Below are 15,955 nucleotides of genomic sequence, written 5' to 3'. Positions count from 1 at the left end.
GTGAGGGGCGGGCCGGCCTCGATGTCGGCCGCGGGGGCGCCGGCGGCGTCGCAGGCCGAGGGGAAGGCCTCCCCGGCGGCCGCAGGGGAGCCGGGGACGACGGTGGTCGCGGTGTCTTGCTTGGCCATGGTCACTCCTCCTCACCGGCGGCGAGGTCGGCCGCCGTACGCGCGTTCTCGGCCGCCTCGGGCCCCAGGTTCCACGACGCCCAGGCGCACACGGCCTCGGCAGCCTCCCCGCCGAGGGTGGCGGCGGCGTCGTCCACGAGGGCCGAGACCATGAGGTCGGCGGCGTCGGTCTCGGTGATGCCGCGGCATCCCAGGTAGAAGAGCTGCTCGGGGGAGAGCGAGCCGATGGTGGCGCCGTGGTTTCCCACCACGTCGTCCTCGGAGCACAGGATCACCGGCAGGGTCTTGTTGACCACGGAGTCGCCGGCGAGCACGACGGTCTCGCTCTCGGAGCCCTCGGCGCCCTTGCAGCCGCGCACGAGGTCGATGGTGGCCCGGAGTGCCTTCCGGGCGTCGCCCGTGAGCACGCCGGTGCAGGCGATGTCGGCGCGGGTCCTGCGGCCGCGGCAGCTCACCTCGTAGGAGGCGTCCACCACCTGGCCGGCGCGNCCGATGTNGNGGAGCGCCGCCTCCACGGAGGCACCGTCGCCCGCGAGGTCCACGGCCACGCCGGTGGCCGAGCTCTCGCTGCCCAGGACGTANTGGTCGATCGCGAGCCCGGCGCCGTCGCCGAGGACGGCGCCCAGGCTGTCGATGTGGCGCTGGCCGGCCCCCTGGGCCACGAGCAGGGCCACGGAGCAGCGGGCGCCCGGATCGAGCACGAGGCGCAGGGCGCTGCCGGTGGTGGCGGCGCCGGTCTCGTCGCCCAGGGCGAGCACGCGCACCNCGGCGGAGGCGTCGGCCCCCACGACCATCGTGGTCTGGGCCAGGGTGCCGTCGGGGGAGAGGCACGGCACGGTCACGNTGCCGCCGTCGGTGCCGTCCGGCACACGTACGACGGTGCGCCCGGTGGCGCCGGCGTCCACCCACGCGGTGGCCTGGGTGCCGGCGCCCATGACGATGCCGCGGGCGTCGTCGGGCACCTCGGTGTCCATGAGGTCCCCCAGGGCCGTCCCGTCGGCGAGGCGGGCGGCCACGGCGTCTGCCACGGGCACCTCGAGGGAGGTCTCGTTGACGGCGAGCCAGTTCCAGGTCTGGGCCGGTGCGGGGTCCACGTGGGACAGGGTGACGGTGCCCTGAACGGTCTTCTCGTCCGCCATCAGCCGATCGCCCCTTCCATCTCGAGTTTGATGAGGTTGTTCATCTCGACGGCGTACTCCAGCGGGAGCTCCTTCGAGACGGGCTCGGCAAAGCCGTTGACCACCATGCCGCGCGCCTCCTCCTCGCCGATGCCGCGGCTCATGAGGTAGAGCACCGTGTCGTCGGAGATGCGGCCGATGGTGGCCTCGTGGCCCACCTGGGCCGTGGCGCAGCGCACGTCCATGGCCGGGACGGTGTCGGAGACCGACCGGTCGTCGAGCATGAGCGACTGGCACGATACCGTGCAGCGGGCGTTCTCGGCCTTGGGGGTGACCACCACGGAGCTGCGGAACGTGGAGACGCCGCCGCCCTTGGAGATGGACTTGGTGGACACCGTGGCGCGGCAGTCGGGCGCGGCCATGTGCACCTTGCAGCCTGTGTCGAGGTCCTGGCCGGCGCCGGCGAAGGTGATGCCGGTGAAGTCGCAGGTGGCGCCCTTGCCCATGAGGAGGCTCGACGGGTAGAGGTAGCTCACGTGGCTGCCGAAGGAGCCGGAGACCCACTCGATGGACCCGCCCTCCTCCACGCGGCAGCGCTTGGTGTTGAGGTTGTACATGTTCTTGGACCAGTTCTCGATCGTGGAGTAGCGCAGGTGCGCGTCCTTGCCCACGAAGAGCTCCACGCAGCCGGCGTGGAGGTTGGCCACGTTGTACTTGGGGGCCGAGCAGCCCTCGATGAAGTGCAGGTNGGCGCCGGGCTCCACGATGATGAGCGTGTGCTCGAACTGCCCGGCCCCTGCGGCGTTGAGACGGAAGTAGCTCTGGAGCGGGAAGTCCAGCGACACGCCTGCGGGCACGTAGACGAACGATCCGCCGCTCCAGACGGCGCCGTGGANCGCGNCGAACTTGTGGTCCGTCGGCGGGACGAGCCTCATGAAGTGCTCGCGGATCATCTCNTCGTAGGGGCCGTGGAGCGCCTCCTCGATGCCGGAGTAGACCACGCCCTGCTCGNCGACCTCCTCGCGCATGTTGTGGTAGACGAGCTCGGAGTCGTACTGGGCGCCCACGCCGGCCAGGCTCGTGCGCTCCGCCTCCGGGATGCCCAGGCCCTCGAAGGTGTCTTTGATGTCCTCGGGGACCTCGTCCCAGGAGNCGGCCTGCNTGGAGCCGGCGGTGACGTAGGTGGAGATGTTGGCCATGTCGAGGCCCTCGATGGAGGGGCCCCAGTTGGCGGGCATGGGGGCGCGCTCGTAGATCTGGAGGGAGCGCAGGCGCAGGTCGAGCATCCACCGGGGCTCGACCTTGCGGNGGCTGATGTCCTCCACGATCTCGGGCGACAGGCCGTCGGCGAAGCGCTCGNANCCCTCCTCGCTCTTCACGAAGTCGTAGAGGCTGCGGTCGACGTCGGCCACCTCGGTGCGGGCGCGCTCTTGGGTCTCGGCCATGGGCTAGGCCTCCTTTGCCGCGGCGACCTCGTACTCCTCGAAGCCGTTGGCGTCGATGTGTGCGATGAGGGCGGCGTCGCCGGTGGCGACGATGGAGCCGTCCACCATGACGTGGGTCTCGTCGACGTCGAGGCGCTCGAGGATGCGGGTGTTGTGGGTGATGACGATGAGAGAGCCGCCGCACTGCTCGCGGTAGGCCTGGATGCCGCGGGAGACCACGCCGAGGGCGTCGACGTCGAGGCCGGNGTCGGTCTCGTCGAGGATGGCCAGCCTGGGCTGCAGCAGCAGGAGCTGGAGCATCTCGACCTTCTTCTTCTCGCCGCCGGAGAAGCCCACGCCCAGCTCNCGGGTGAGGTAGGCGGTGTCCATGTCGAGCTGCTCGGCGAGCTCGGTGACGCGGCGGCGGAACTGGCGTGCGGTCATCTTGAGCTCGGGGCNCTTCTGGCAGATGGTGCGCAGGAAGCTGTACAGCGGAACGCCGGGGATCTCCACGGGCGCCTGGAACGAGAGGAAGATGCCGGCGAGGGAGCGCTTGTCCACCGGGAGGCCGGTGACATCCTCGCCGTCGAAGCCGATGGAGCCGCCGGTCACGGTGTAGGCGGGGTCGCCCATGATCACGTGGCCGAGGGTGGACTTTCCGGCGCCGTTGGGGCCCATGAGCACGTGGCACGTGCCGGGGTCCACGTCGAGGTCAACGCCGTGGAGGATGGGCTTGTCGTCGGCGGAGGCCGAGAGGTCCCTGACGCTCAGAAGGGGGGTAGGCATGCTTGGTCCTTGCCTCGGGGTGTGCGGTACCCGAACAAAATACCCCTTTGAGAGTGGGAATATAAGCCCCGTCTTCCGTACGCGTGCCCCACACATCCGCTCACCCATGGTAGGATGGCGGGACCGTATCCCTTGTTTTCCGAGGAGTTGAGGCGAAGTGGCTGCCAGGAGGCTTATCGAGCATTAGGTGACCCGGACCCGTCCGCGGTGCCTGATGCGCTCCCGGCCCTGCAGCCCCCTTCCTCCTTGGAGTCCCCATGGCCCACAGCCCGTTCCCTGCCGCCCCGTCCGCCGAGGCGAGGCTCTTCGTCTCCCGCCTCCTTGCCCGCATGGGGGTGGAGGTCAGCTACTTCATCGGTGTCTTCGGCACCGCCACCTACGCCATGGGGGCCGACGCCGTCGCCNTCTCGGGCATGATGCTCGTGGGCAACCTCTTCATCGTCGTGGGCACCGCCTTGGCCGGCCCCGTGGTGGACCGCGTGGGACCGCGCCGCTGCCTCATGGGATCCCTCGGGCTCACGGCCTGCATCTTCGCGGCCTACGCGCTCGTNGACGACTCCATGGNCCTGCTCGTGGCGTTCCTCGCGTGCTGGTCGCTGTTCATCGGCTTCACCAATACGGGGTTCGCCACCTACCCGCCGTACCTGGTGGGGGAGGAGGGCCTCAAGCGCTGCAACGGCCTGATGTCCGTGGCCACCTACGGCGCCATCGTGGCGGGTCCCGTGCTGGGCGCCGCCGTGTGCTCNGTGTGGTCCGTCAAGGCGGTCTTCCCGCTGGCCGCGCTCTTCTTCGCTGCCGCCGTGGCGGTCACGGGGGCCAACCCTGAGCGCCGTCGGCCGGACGCCGCCCCTGCCGGGGAGGGGCCCGCCGAGGGCGGCCGCGGGCGCTATCTGCTGGAGGGGTTCCGCGCCACGTTCACGAGCCGCACCCTGGCGCTGCTGTTCCTGCTGGGGTTCTTCGGCTACTTCTCGTTTGGCGCGTTCGACTCGCTGGAGTCCATCTTCTACCGCGACGTCCTGGCGGTCCCGGTGGAGTTCCTGGGCTGGCTCACGGCTGCTGTGGGGTTGGGCTGCGTGTGCGGCTCGGTGGCCATGATGCNGCTGTCCCGCGAGCGGCTCACCGTGCGCGTGTGCGCCCTCATGCTCTGCCTCGTGGGTGTGGGCAGCGTGGTCTACGTGGGCACCGGGCTCTGGCAGGTGGCGGCCGTGGGTCAGNTCCTGTGCGGCCTGGGCTTCGGCATGCTCGGCCCCACGCGCGACATGCTTGTGCAGGAGATGAGCCCGCTCGACGTGTGCGGCCGCGTGGTCTCGGTCATGCAGCTGGGCCTGCAGCTGGCCGGCGTGGTGCCGCTCTTCTTCGCACCTTTTCTGGCCGAGGCCTTCGGCGTGCAGCCGGTGCTCGTCTGCGCCGCCGTCGTGGCCGGGTCCGTGGGCGCCGGTTTCTACCTGGTGGTTCCTCGCGTGCTGGGCCGCGNCGCCCGGCCGGGGAAATAAATCAATAAAAAACGGATGCCGTCTCTTTGGGGCGATGCCGGTGTTTCCTCAGCGGCCGATAATCCCGGTTGTTGCCGGCTCCCCTAAAGAGGTATAANGGCCGGTNACAAAAGGGACGTCNGCGACAGGGGANTCCGGTGGGGCAGGCGCGCGCAGGCTGGTACGCGGCAACGGGTAGGTTCATCGGCGGCCATATGGCCCTTATNGCCCCTATCTGCGTGGTTGTGGGCGTGACCTTTGCGCGCTGGGTCTCTCCCGTCGAGGCGGTGGTGCCAGCGCTTTTCGCCGTCATGACGTTCCAAGGCGCCCTCAACAACCGGTTTCGCGAGGTGGCCGAAGTATTCAGGCGCCCGCTGCTGCTCCTGCTGGTGCCGGCGGTCTCCCTCGTGCTCATGCCCTCGGTGGCCTGCCTGCTTGCCCGGCTGCTCTTTGCCGACGACCCTCAGGTGGTCTGCGGCATCGTGCTGGAGTACTGCGTGCCCGTGGGCGTGGTGAGCTACATGTGTGTGGGCATGTACGGCGGCAACCGCAGCCTGGCCCTCGCGCTCATCCTGCTCACCACCGTGGCGGCGCCCTTCACCATCCCGCTCTCNCTCGAGGCCCTGCTCAGCGCCACGGTGGAGCTGGACGTGGCGGCCATGATGGGCCGCATGCTCACGATNATCGCCNTCCCTGCCGTGCTGGGTATGGTGGTGAACGACGCCACCCGCGGCTGGGGCGAGCGGGTGCTCTCGCCGGCGCTGGGACCTGCCGCACGGGCGCTCCTCGTGGTCATCATCGCCGCTAACAGCACCGGCATGGCGCCGTACCTCGCCACGGTCACCGTCGAGACGTTCTGCGTGGCCGGGTTCGTCCTGGCCTTTGCCACCGGCGGCTTTGCCCTGGGCTGCCTTCTGGCCCGGGCCCTGGGCCGTGACGCCGCCGACACCGTCACGGCCTGCTTCTGCTGCGGCATCAGAAACATCAGCGCCGGCGCCGTGATCGCCGCGCAGTTCTTCCCGGGCCCGGCGGTCTTCGCCGTCATGATGGGCACGCTGTTCCAGCAGGTGCTGGCCGGCCTCATGGGCAAGGCGCTGGGGAGGCTGGTGGACGCGTCCGAGGGGTGAGCGGTGCCAGGGTGCCCTTGAGTGAGTGACCTCCTTCGGTGGGTGCGGGCAGGCCCTTGAGTGAGCGAAAACCCGCTCACGGAGCCTTCGTGCGCGCCCTATCCGCTCACTGAGAGGTACAGCGGCACTCACCGAGGGCCGCCTGGTCCTGCGGCCGCGCACCGGGAGACCGGTTGCGCCCGTGCTGCGGCTGGCTATCATGGGGACTCTTGCAGCAGTCCCCCCCCCGGGCAGAGCGGAGGCCCCATGGGTCGTGACACAACCTCGCCCAGGCGCGCCGACGATCGCGCCATCGCCCTGCTCGTCGNCTGCCGGCTTGTGGCCACGCTCGCCAATACCAGCTGCTTCACCGTGGGTGTGCTCGGCACGGCCGTCTACGANCTCGGCGCCACGGTGTTCGAGGTCTCCCTCCTCATGCTTGTGGTGAACCTCGCTATCGNGGCGGGCAACGCCGTGGGTGGCCTGGCGGTGGATGCCCTGGGCCCGCGACGGGTGCTGGTGGCGGGGCTCGTCGGCTACACGCTCACCGCCGTCGTGTTCTTTGTCGTGCCGCTCTCCCTGACGGCCCTCACCGCNGTCTGCGGCCNTTACTCCGCGGTCTTCGGCGCCATCGTCACGGTGTTCACGTCGCTGCCTCCCTTCGTGGTGTCCGACGCCTCCCTGGCCCGGGCCAACTCCCTCATGGCCACGGCCGAGAACGCCGCTTACATAGTGGGCCCTGCGCTCGGGGGCATGGTGGCCCTGGCGTGGTCGGCGCCCGGCTGCTTTGCCGTGCTCGGCATCGGCGGCCTTTTGGGTGTGCCCTTCGCCCTTGCCCTGCCGGCGGGGGCCGACGGCGCAGGGCGCCACAGCGTGTGCGACGGCGCGTCCGACGAGGTCTCCCGCGACCGCGGTGTCTCCTACGTCTTCCAGGGCTTCCGTCTGGCCTTCTCCACTCCGGCCCTGGCGTGCCTCGTGCCCATGGCGTTCCTGGCCTTCTTTGCCTTCGGGGCCTTCGACTCCTTGGAGACCGTCTACTACCGGGACGTCCTCCAGGTGGGCGTCGAGTGGACCGGCTGGCTCAACGCCGTCATGGGATTGGGTGCCACGGCCGGCTCCCTGGCACTGCTGCGGGTGCCCGAGCAGCGCCAGACCGTGGGCCTCGCTGCGGGGCTGGTCNCCGTGGTAGGTGCGGGCACAGTGCTCTACGTGGCCACGACNAGCCCCCTGGTGGCCGCCTGCGGCATGGCGGTCCTTGGTTTCGGCTGGGGGCTTTTCGAGCCCCTGCTCAACCTCGTGGTGCAGCGCGACGCCCCCGAAGGCGCCGTGGGCCGCGTCATGGGGGTGCTCCAGATGGGCCAGCGCAGCTCCGGCGTGCTGCCCCTGCTCGCGGCGCCGTTTCTGGCCCAGGCCTTCGGCGTGCAGCCGGTGCTCGTGACAGCCGGGGTCGTGGCGCTGGTGGCGGGTCTGGCCTTCGTGGCGGTGGCGAGGCGCGTGGCGCCGGGCCGGTGATGCCGCGATCGAGCCCGAAAGCGGNAGCCGACCCCTCCCTCACCANCTGAACGCGTCCGAGGGCGGTTCCCGCGGCACCTGAACGCAGTTGAGGGCGGANTATCCCTCCCTNAATGCGGTTGAGGGCGGGTTTGCCGGATATTTCGCCACGGGGGTCGCCCCTAACCGCGTTCAGGTGCCGGGAGCGGTCCCGCCGTGCCCGCGCCCGTGCCGCGGCCCCACGTCCCATGTGCAGGCCGCACGCCCCATGTGGTGGGACCGTGAAGAATGACAGGTACCGTTTGAATCCTCTCGACGGGTTTGACCGGTACCTGTTAGATTTGTCGCCATGAATAACAGGTGCCTGTTGTAAATGCGGGCACCCCCACCGCAACCAGGAGGTTCCATGTACGACAACAAAGAGCTCATGCACCGCTTTGCCAAGGTGGGCCGCATGGCCATGGGTGGCCGCGGCCGCCACGGCCACCACGGTCCCGAGGGTCCCCGCCACTGCTGCCACAGGGGGCCGGAGGGTCCCGCTCCCGAGGGCGGCCATCACGGCCCCCATGGCCGCTGCCACGGCCGTGGGCCGTCCGGCCCCATGAGCCCCATGCGGGGTCAGGGCCGCATCCTCGCCGCCCTGGCCGACCGGGACGGTCTCACCACCCGCGACCTCGTCGAGCTGCTCGACGTCCGACCCTCCTCGCTCAACGAGTCCCTCGGGCGCCTCGAGGCCCGCGGGCTCGTGGGGCGCAGCCAGTCGCAGGCCGACGGCCGCCAGGTGGAGGTGCGCATCACCGACGCCGGCCGCGAGCTCGCCCAGGCCATGGCCGAGCGCGACCCCTCCTCCATGTTCGACTGCCTCACCGATGAGGAGCGCGAGCAGCTGGGCGCCCTTCTCGACAAGGTGATCGCCTCGGTCAAGGAGGCGCGCACCGACCCCGAGCGAGGGACCGCGTAAGCCCCCACAAAGCCGTTTGGTACTTTTTGGTGCCAAACATGATGAAAACCACCAAACGGGTCGCCGTTTGGTGGTTTTTCGATCTTCGGACGAGGGAAAACCACCAAACGACCGGTGGCCGTCCCCGGCCCCCCGCCCCCGGCCCCCAACCGCCCTAGGAAAAAGGGCCCCACATCCGGAGATGCGGGGCCCTTCGCGTCCATGGGGTCGGCCATGCGGCCCCGGAGCGGGTTAGCGCAGGACGTTGAAGCCGTTGCGGCCGGCGTACTGGGCGGAGTCGCCGAGCTCGTCCTCGATGCGGAGGAGCTGGTTGTACTTGGCCACGCGGTCGGTGCGGGCGGGGGCGCCGGTCTTGATCTGGCCGGCGTTGGTGGCCACCACGAGGTCGGCGATGGTGGTGTCCTCGGTCTCGCCGGAGCGGTGGGAGNCGATGCAGGCGTACTTGTTGCGCTGGGCGAGCTCGATGGCGTCCATGGCCTCGGTGAGGGAGCCGATCTGGTTCACCTTCACGAGCAGGGCGTTGGCGGCGCCGTTGTCGATGCCCTTCTGGAGGCGCTTGACGTTGGTCACGAACAGGTCGTCACCCACGAGCTGCACCTTGTCGCCGATGCGGTCGGTGAGCTTCTTCCAGCCGTCCCAGTCCTCCTCGTCGAGGCCGTCCTCGATGGAGACGATCGGGAACTCCTCCACGAGCTCGGCCCAGTAGTCGACCATCTCGTCGGAGGTGAGGGTGCGGCCCTCGCCCTTGAGGTTGTAGGTCTTGGTCTCGGGGTCGTAGAGCTCGGAGGTGGCGGGGTCCATGGCGATCATGAAGTCCTCGCCGGGGGTGAAGCCGGCCTTGGTGATGGCCTCGACGATGAACTGCAGCGGCTCCTTGTTGTTCTTGGGGTCGGGGGCGAAGCCGCCNTCGTCGCCCACGCCGGTGCTGTGGCCTGAGTCCTTGAGGACGTTCTTCAGGGTGTGGTAGACCTGCGTGGACCAACGGAGGCACTCGGAGAAGGTGGGGGCGCCCACGGGCACGATCATGAACTCCTGGAAGTCCACGTTGTTGTCCGCGTGCACGNCGCCGTTGAGGATGTTCATCNTCGNGGTGGGNAGCACGTGGGCGTTCACGCCGCCCAGGTAGTTGTAGAGCGGGAGGCCCACAGACTCGGCGGCGGCGCGGGCCACGGCCAGGGAGCAGCCGAGGATGGCGTTGGCGCCCAGCTTGCCCTTGTTGTCGGTGCCGTCGGCGGCCAGGAGGGCGGCGTCCACGGCGCGCTGGTCGCAGGCGTCCATGCCCACGAGCACGTCGGCGCACTCGTCGTTGACGTGGTTCACAGCCTCGAGGACGCCCTTGCCCATGTAGCGGNCCTTGTCGCCGTCACGCAGCTCGACGGCCTCGAACTGGCCGGTAGAGGCGCCGGAGGGAACGATGGCGCGACCCTGGGAGCCGTCCTCGAGGGTCACCTCGACCTCGACGGTGGGGTTGCCGCGCGAATCGAGAACCTCACGGCCGTAGACATCGATAATCTCTGCCATTGTTTGGAGCTCCTTTCGTGAGCGCCCGANCCGGAACTGCCCGGGTGCGGTTTTCTTTCACTGACTTTAGGCTTGCGCGGGCCGCCCTCGCGCCCGGCGTCCCCGCACTTTGGCAAACCCCGTCAGAAGTTCATAAGAAAAATGAGGGGACAGAGGCGAAAAACGCAGCTAGCTGGGGGATGTCCAGCTGACAAGGGACAACTTCTCCGCACGGGGCCGGGCCAACGTGGACGCCGTGTAACGGCGGGGCCGGACCGTGGGGCGCGGCGCCGGGCCTGCANTAGAATGCGAGGGGCAGAGGGGCCGCGCGGCGGCCCGCAGCTTTTTTCGACGAAGAGGGGACGCAGCCATGGCATTGAGCCAAGAGGACGTCCGCGGCATCGCCGACTATGCCCGCATCGCCTTGGAGGGCGACGAGCTTGAGGCCATGACCGCCTACATGAACGACGCGGTGGCAATGCTCGCGCCGGTCGTCGGGTTCGCCCAGGAGGCGGACCCCACCTACCACCCCATCGGCGACCTGGCCAACGTCATGCGCCCCGACGAGGTCAAGGCCGGCCTGGAGCTGGAGGACGCGCTCTACAACGCCGTCGCCGTCAAGGGCCGCTGCTTCCGCGTGCCCTCGATCATGCCCGGCGAGGCGGAGGGGGGCGACCAGTGATGGCCAACATCGACCAGCTCACAAGCTCCCAGATCGCCGCCGGCGTGGCGGCGGGCGACTTCTCTGCCACCGAGGTCTGCCACGCGGCCCTCGACGCCGTGACCCAGCGCGACCGCGACGTGGACGCGTTCCTCGAGATCACCTACGACATGGCTCTCGACCGCGCCCACGACCTCGACCGCGCCCGCGCGGCCGGCGAGGTGCTCGGCCCCCTGGCCGGCGTGCCCGTGGCCTTNAAGGACAACATGAACCTCGAGGGCTCCCACACCACGTGCGCGAGCCGCATGCTCGAGNGGTTCGACTCGCCCTACACCGCCACCTGCGTGCGCCGCATGGTCGACGCCGGCGCTCTGCCCATCGGCAAGACCAACATGGACGAGTTCGCCNTCGGCTCCTCCACCGAGACGAGCCACTTCCAGAAGACCCGCAACCCCTGGGACACCCGCCGCGTGCCCGGCGGCTCCTCGGGCGGCTCGGCCGCCGCGGNGGCCGCCGGCGAGGTCACGCTGGCCCTGGGCTCCGACANGGGCGGATCCATCCGCCAGCCGGNGTCGTTCTNNGGCGNCGTGGGAATGAAGCCCACCTACGGGGCGGTCAGCCGCTACGGCGTCGTGGCGTTCGGCTCGTCCCTCGACCAGGTGGGCCCGTTCGGCCGCTGCGTCGAGGACGTCGCCCGCGCCATGAACGCGCTCGTGGGCCCCGGCAGGGACCCGCTCGACTCCACGAGCCAGGACGTTCCCGTGGACTTCCTGGAACACCTCGACGACCCCGTCGAGGGCCGCACGGTGGGCGTCGTGGGCTCGCTCCTCGAGGCCGAGGGCCTCTCGCACGAGGTCAAGGAGGCCTGCGGGGCCGCCTGCCGCGCCCTCGAGGACGCCGGCGCCACCATCGTGGACGTCGAGCTGCCCCACATCGACGCCGCCATCAACGCCTACTACGTCATCGGCCCCTGCGAGGCCTTCTCCAACCTGGCCCGCTTCGACGGCGTGCGCTACGGCTACATGGAGCAGGGCTGCGGCACGCTGGCCCGCCAGACGTCGCTGTCGCGCGCCCACGGGTTCGGCACCGAGGCCAAGCGCCGCCAGCNCCTGGGCGCCTACCTGCTCTCCTCGGGCGTGTACGACCGCTACTACATGGGCGCCNTCTCGGCGCGCACCCTCATCGGCCGCGACTACGCCGACGCCTTATCCAGGGTTGACTGCCTGCTCATGCCGGTGGCCCCGCGCGCGGCGTGGTTCTCCGGCGAGATGGGCGACGCCACGCAGATGTACCTGTCCGACACGTTCACCATCTCGAGCAACATCGCCGGCAACGGCTCGGTCTCGGTGCCCATGGGCCTCGGCCACGACTCGGGGATGCCCGTGTCGGTGCAGCTGCAGACCCCGGCGTTCCGCGACCGCACGCTGCTCACGTTCGCCCGTGCCCTCGAGAGGGCCGTGGGTGCCGGCGCCGTGGCACCCGGCTTCGCTGGAAGGGGAGGCTCCCTGGCATGAAGACGCTGAACGAGGTGCTCAAGGACTGGGAGGCCGTCATCGGCCTCGAGGTCCATACCGAGCTCACCACCCTCGAGACCAAGATGTTCTGCGGCTGCAGGCTCAGCCATGACGACGAGCCCAACACCAACGTGTGCCCGGTGTGCCTGGGCATGCCCGGCGCGCTGCCGGTGCCCAACGAGGAGGCCATCCGCTCCATCGTCAAGGCGGGCCTCGCCACCAACTGCACCATCGAGAAGCACTCGATGTTCTACCGCAAGCACTACTTCTATCCCGACATGGCCAAGAACTTCCAGACCACCCAGGGGCCCGTGGCGTTCTGCATGCACGGCCACCTCGACCTCGAGGTACAGGGCCCCGGCGCCAAGGAGCGCGAGGACCGCGCCGGCCTGGAGGCGCTGGACGACGGCTACGTCGCGCCGGTGCGTATCCTGCGCATCCACATGGAGGAGGACGCGGCCAAGATGGTGCACGTGGGCGGCGAGGAGGGCCGCATCGCCAGCGCCACGGAGTCGCTCGTCGACTACAACCGCTGCGGCACCCCGCTCATCGAGCTCGTGACCGAGCCCGACCNCCGCACCCCCGNGGAGGCCCGCCNCTTCATGGAGAAGCTCCGCCGCACGTTCCTCGCGCTGGGCATCTCCGACTGCTCCATGGAGAGCGGCTCCATGCGCTGCGACGGCAACGTGAGCCTCCGGCGCCGCGGCTCCAANGGGCTGGGCACCAAGACCGAGCTCAAGAACATCAACTCCTTCAAGAGTCTGCACGACGGGCTCGAGTACGAGATCCGGCGCCAGGCCGAGGTGCTCGAGGGCGGCGGAGAGGTCTTCCAGGAGACCCGCCACTGGGAGCCCTCCAAGAAGCGCACCGTGGTCATGCGCGTGAAGGAGACGGCCGACNNNTACCGGCTGTTCTNTGACCNCGNCNTNNCGCCTTTCGANCTNTCCGACGAGTTCGTCGAGGGGTGCCGCCGCGAGCTCCCCGANCTGCCCGACGCCCGCCGCGACCGCTATGTGGCCGACCTCGGCCTGAAGCGCGCNGACGCCGCCCAGCTGGNGGCNNACCCCGATGCCGCCGCGTTCTTCGACGCCGCCGTGGAGGGCGCGCCCAAGCTGGCCCAGGGCATCGCGAACCTGTTGGTGAACGACGTTGCCGGCCACCTCAACGCCGCCGGTCTGGGCTTCTCGGCATCCGACGTCTCTCCGGCCCAGGTGGCCGGCCTCGCCGCGCTGCTCGCCGAGGACGCCATCACCGCCAGACAGGGCCGCGAGGTCGTGGAGCTCATGGCCGGCACCGACCGGACGCCCGACGCCGNCGTGGACGCCAAGGGCATGCGCCAGGTCACCGACGACGGTGCGCTGNTGCCTNTCGTGGNGGCCNTGGTAGCCGACTGCCCCGACCAGGTGGCGCAGTTCAGGGACGGCAACCAGCGCGTGGTGGGCTTTCTCGTGGGCCAGTGCATGAAGCGCGCCAAGGGCTCCGGCAACCCCAAGCGCTTCAACGAGCTGCTGGTGGAGGCCATGTCCAAAGTACCCGCGGCGGAGGCCGAGCCGGCCGCTGCGGATAAGGGGGCGGCGGAGAAGGCTGCTACGAAGCCGGCCAAGCCNGCGGCGAAGCGGGCCGAGNCTGCGGCGAGGAAGGCGGCAAAGGCGGCGTCCAAGAAGGCCGCGGCCAAGAAGGCCGAGCCGGCTACTGAGAAGGCGTCTCCCGCCAAGGCAGCCGCCAGGGTCAAGACGACCGGGGCTGCAGCCAAGCCGACTGCCAAGACGACCGGGGCTAAGAAGACCGCCGCCAAGAAGACGACGGCTGCGACCAAGGCGGCCGCGGCGCCTGAGCCGTCCTCGTCCGCCGAGGCCGCCCCGTCCAAGACCAAGCCTGCCGCGGCCAAGGTCGAGAAGGTCGCGGCCGCCTCCAAGCCGAAGGCCGCCGCCAAGGCCCCGGCGGCCCCCAAGACCAAGGCCGCGACGGCTCCGGCCAAGAAGGCGGTCGCGCCTAAGGCCGCCAAGGCCCCGGCGCCCGCCGCCGACAAGGCCCCTGCGGCCACGGCGGAGGCCAAGCCCGCCGATCCCGAGGCCAAGCCCGCGAAGNCCCCGCCCGGCCGCAGGTCCGCGGCCAAGCCGTCGGCCCGAAAGCGCCGCAAGTAACGGCGCAGGACAATCGGGCCGTCGGGCGCCCCGACCCCTCGGGAGGGTCGGGGCGCCTTCTCTTTCTCACATCGGGACCGGCCATGCCGAAGGCCCCTGTGGCATGGGTCTCTCGGCTCGATGTGCGTNAAGACCCATGCCAAAGCCCGCTCCGGCATGCCCGGAATATATAAATTGAGAAATATCATAAGTGACAGATGGGCCGGGCACCGCTGTCAAGTGATAGCGGTGCCCGGCCGTTGGGACAAAAGTGCCCGACTGATGGGACGGGGGCCGGCTAGTCGGTTCCCATCACCGACGACAGGATCATCGAGACGAGCGAGATCACGATGGCGCCGATCAGGGCCGAGCCGAAGCTGTCGATGTAGATGCCCACCCCGAGCACCGCGCGGGCGAGCCAGCTGGAGAACTCGAGCAGCACCGCGTTGATCACGATGTAGAAGATGCCCAGCGTGAGCACGGTGATGGGCAACCCGATGACCTGCAGCACCGGTTTGATGGAGACGTTCACCAGCGACAGCACCAGGGCGCAGGCGAGCGGGCCCACCCACTGGCCGCCTACGGCGAAGATGCCTGGGACGATGTTCACGGTGACGATGGTGGCGATGAAGGTGACGAGCCAACGGCCGATAAAACCCATGAGTTGCTCNTGTCCTGCGCTCCCCGGCGTACCGTACCATGGGAGGGTGACGTGTCAGATNTGAAGGTATGTTCCCAGGAGACCCCATGGACCGACGGCGCGAGGAGCAGATGAGCAGACCCGATGTGGACGCCCTGGCGGCCGCCCTCGTGTCCGTCTCTACCGTTGATGAGGCCAAGGCCCTCATGGTGGACCTCTGCACCGTCCGCGAGATCGACGACCTCGCCCAGCGCCTCGAGGTGGCGCGCATGCTCGACGCGGGAGACCCCTACGCCAGCGTGCAGAAGGCCACCGGCGCCTCCTCGACCACCGTGAGCCGGGTCTCCAAGTTCCTCAACGGCGGCTTCGGCGGCTACCGCCTCGTGCTCGACCGCATGGACGGCGCCCGTTGAGCACGGCCCCGCACGACGGCGGCCTGACGCCTCGGGCCGCCGAGCTTGCGTGGCTCGTCGCAGGCTTCGTCGTCACGGCCCTCGATCTTTCCCGCCGCGCCCGCGAGTGGCCCCTGCACCGCGAGTCCCTCGCCGGGATGCCCGTCGACGAGGCCCTGCGCCTCTCGGCCGCGGCGGACCGGTCCTGGACGCGCCTCGGCGCCGTGACCTCGTTCTGGATGAGGGAGCCCCTCGGCCCCGGCCCCGCGGAGGCCTGGCGCCTCGACCGCTCCTGGAGGGGCGACCGCACCCTCGGCCCCGGCGACGTCCTCCGGTCGCTCGCGTCCTCCGCCCGCTTCTCCCGGCGCCCCGACCTCTGCCGCGCCCTCGCGGCCCTCGAGCAGGGGCGCCCCGCCCGTGCGGTCCGCATGATGGGGGAGGGGCCCGCTGCCGACGACCCCGCCTGCGCCCAGGCGCTCCGTCGCGTGCGGGACGCCCTGCTCGATGTCGCCGCCGAGAGGGGCACCCGCTCCCTGCCGGCCACCGGGGAGCTCCGCCGCGCCCTCGCCGCGCTGCTCCCGCCCCTCGTCCCGCCTGCGCCACCTGTCCCTGCCGGCCGTCCCGCGGCGGGGCCGGCAG

Annotated in this window: 13 protein-coding genes and 1 pseudogene; 9 read left to right on the top strand and 5 right to left on the bottom strand. The window is 70.1% G+C overall.

Going from position 1 to position 15,955, the window contains the following annotated elements:
• Positions 1-130: 130 nt before the first annotated feature.
• The 3 genes from JX283_RS05480 to sufC form a co-directional block, all read right to left on the bottom strand.
• Positions 131-1,267, bottom strand: a complete 1,137-nt coding sequence (locus tag JX283_RS05480; protein WP_204829681.1) for a SufD family Fe-S cluster assembly protein — start codon at positions 1,265-1,267, stop codon at positions 131-133.
• Entirely contained in the window at positions 1,267-2,691 is a 1,425-nt protein-coding gene (sufB, locus tag JX283_RS05475; protein ID WP_204829680.1) for a Fe-S cluster assembly protein SufB, read from the bottom strand. Before sufB ends, JX283_RS05480 begins: the two co-directional genes overlap by 1 nt.
• A gap of 3 nt (positions 2,692-2,694) precedes the next feature.
• Complete coding sequence (sufC, locus tag JX283_RS05470; RefSeq protein WP_204829679.1) at positions 2,695-3,456, bottom strand: Fe-S cluster assembly ATPase SufC; 762 nt, start codon at positions 3,454-3,456, stop codon at positions 2,695-2,697.
• Positions 3,457-3,713: 257 nt separating this feature from the next.
• Between sufC and JX283_RS05465 the strand changes: the two genes are divergently transcribed.
• The 4 genes from JX283_RS05465 to JX283_RS05450 all read left to right on the top strand — a co-directional run bounded on the left by JX283_RS05465 (position 3,714) and on the right by JX283_RS05450 (position 8,486).
• A complete protein-coding gene (locus tag JX283_RS05465) occupies positions 3,714-4,949 on the top strand; it encodes an MFS transporter (RefSeq protein WP_204829678.1) in 1,236 nt (411 codons plus the stop codon).
• A 194-nt stretch (positions 4,950-5,143) separates the two neighbouring features.
• Positions 5,144-6,055: a bile acid:sodium symporter family protein gene (locus tag JX283_RS05460; protein WP_204829677.1), complete on the top strand. Its 912-nt coding sequence runs from the start codon at positions 5,144-5,146 to the stop codon at positions 6,053-6,055.
• Positions 6,056-6,301: 246 nt separating this feature from the next.
• Complete coding sequence (locus JX283_RS05455; RefSeq protein WP_204829676.1) at positions 6,302-7,546, top strand: MFS transporter; 1,245 nt, start codon at positions 6,302-6,304, stop codon at positions 7,544-7,546.
• A gap of 385 nt (positions 7,547-7,931) precedes the next feature.
• Positions 7,932-8,486: a MarR family winged helix-turn-helix transcriptional regulator gene (locus JX283_RS05450; protein WP_204407027.1), complete on the top strand. Its 555-nt coding sequence runs from the start codon at positions 7,932-7,934 to the stop codon at positions 8,484-8,486.
• 231 nt (positions 8,487-8,717) lie between these two features.
• Here JX283_RS05450 and eno read toward each other — a convergent pair whose 3' ends face one another.
• Complete coding sequence (gene eno, locus JX283_RS05445) at positions 8,718-10,007, bottom strand: phosphopyruvate hydratase (RefSeq protein WP_204829675.1); 1,290 nt, start codon at positions 10,005-10,007, stop codon at positions 8,718-8,720.
• A gap of 349 nt (positions 10,008-10,356) precedes the next feature.
• On the opposite strand from eno, the gene JX283_RS05440 reads away from it, so the two are divergent.
• From JX283_RS05440 to gatB, 3 genes and pseudogenes are all read left to right on the top strand, one after another.
• Positions 10,357-10,668 (top strand): aspartyl/glutamyl-tRNA amidotransferase subunit C, encoded by a 312-nt coding sequence (locus JX283_RS05440; protein WP_135978761.1) that lies wholly within the window; start codon positions 10,357-10,359, stop codon positions 10,666-10,668.
• Positions 10,668-12,161 (top strand): amidase family protein, encoded by a 1,494-nt coding sequence (locus JX283_RS05435; protein ID WP_204829674.1) that lies wholly within the window; start codon positions 10,668-10,670, stop codon positions 12,159-12,161. The genes JX283_RS05440 and JX283_RS05435 overlap by 1 nt, the downstream gene beginning before the upstream one ends.
• Positions 12,158-13,687, top strand: a pseudogene (gene gatB, locus JX283_RS05430) (Asp-tRNA(Asn)/Glu-tRNA(Gln) amidotransferase subunit GatB); the annotation flags it as partial. The gene JX283_RS05435 and the pseudogene gatB, both read left to right, overlap by 4 nt.
• 895 nt (positions 13,688-14,582) lie before the next feature.
• Here gatB and JX283_RS05425 read toward each other — a convergent pair.
• A complete protein-coding gene (locus JX283_RS05425; RefSeq protein WP_135978763.1) occupies positions 14,583-14,945 on the bottom strand; it encodes a phage holin family protein in 363 nt (120 codons plus the stop codon).
• A gap of 86 nt (positions 14,946-15,031) precedes the next feature.
• On the opposite strand from JX283_RS05425, the gene JX283_RS05420 reads away from it, so the two are divergent.
• On the top strand, positions 15,032-15,337 hold the full coding sequence (locus JX283_RS05420) for a YerC/YecD family TrpR-related protein (RefSeq protein WP_204407188.1): 306 nt from the start codon (positions 15,032-15,034) through the stop codon (positions 15,335-15,337).
• The coding region (locus tag JX283_RS05415) for a hypothetical protein (protein ID WP_204829673.1) at positions 15,334-15,955 on the top strand (622 nt) is incomplete at its 3' end. The genes JX283_RS05420 and JX283_RS05415, both read left to right, overlap by 4 nt.

The sequence above is a fragment of the Olsenella sp. CU969 genome (assembly GCF_905219715.1).
Classification (GTDB): Bacteria; Actinomycetota; Coriobacteriia; order Coriobacteriales; family Atopobiaceae; genus Granulimonas; species Granulimonas faecalis.
Note: the sequence above shows the minus strand (reverse complement) of the source record. Positions and strands in the feature narration are given on the sequence as shown.

What these genes read in the sequence shown, in the direction of transcription:
- JX283_RS05450 (WP_204407027.1), top strand. Translation starts at nt 7,932, where the DNA reads ATGTACGACAACAAAGAGCTCATGCACCGCTTTGCCAAGGTGGGCCGC.
- JX283_RS05440 (WP_135978761.1), top strand. Translation starts at nt 10,357, where the DNA reads ATGGCATTGAGCCAAGAGGACGTCCGCGGCATCGCCGACTATGCCCGC.
- JX283_RS05425 (WP_135978763.1), bottom strand. Translation starts at nt 14,945, where the DNA reads ATGGGTTTTATCGGCCGTTGGCTCGTCACCTTCATCGCCACCATCGTC.
- JX283_RS05420 (WP_204407188.1), top strand. Translation starts at nt 15,032, where the DNA reads ATGGACCGACGGCGCGAGGAGCAGATGAGCAGACCCGATGTGGACGCC.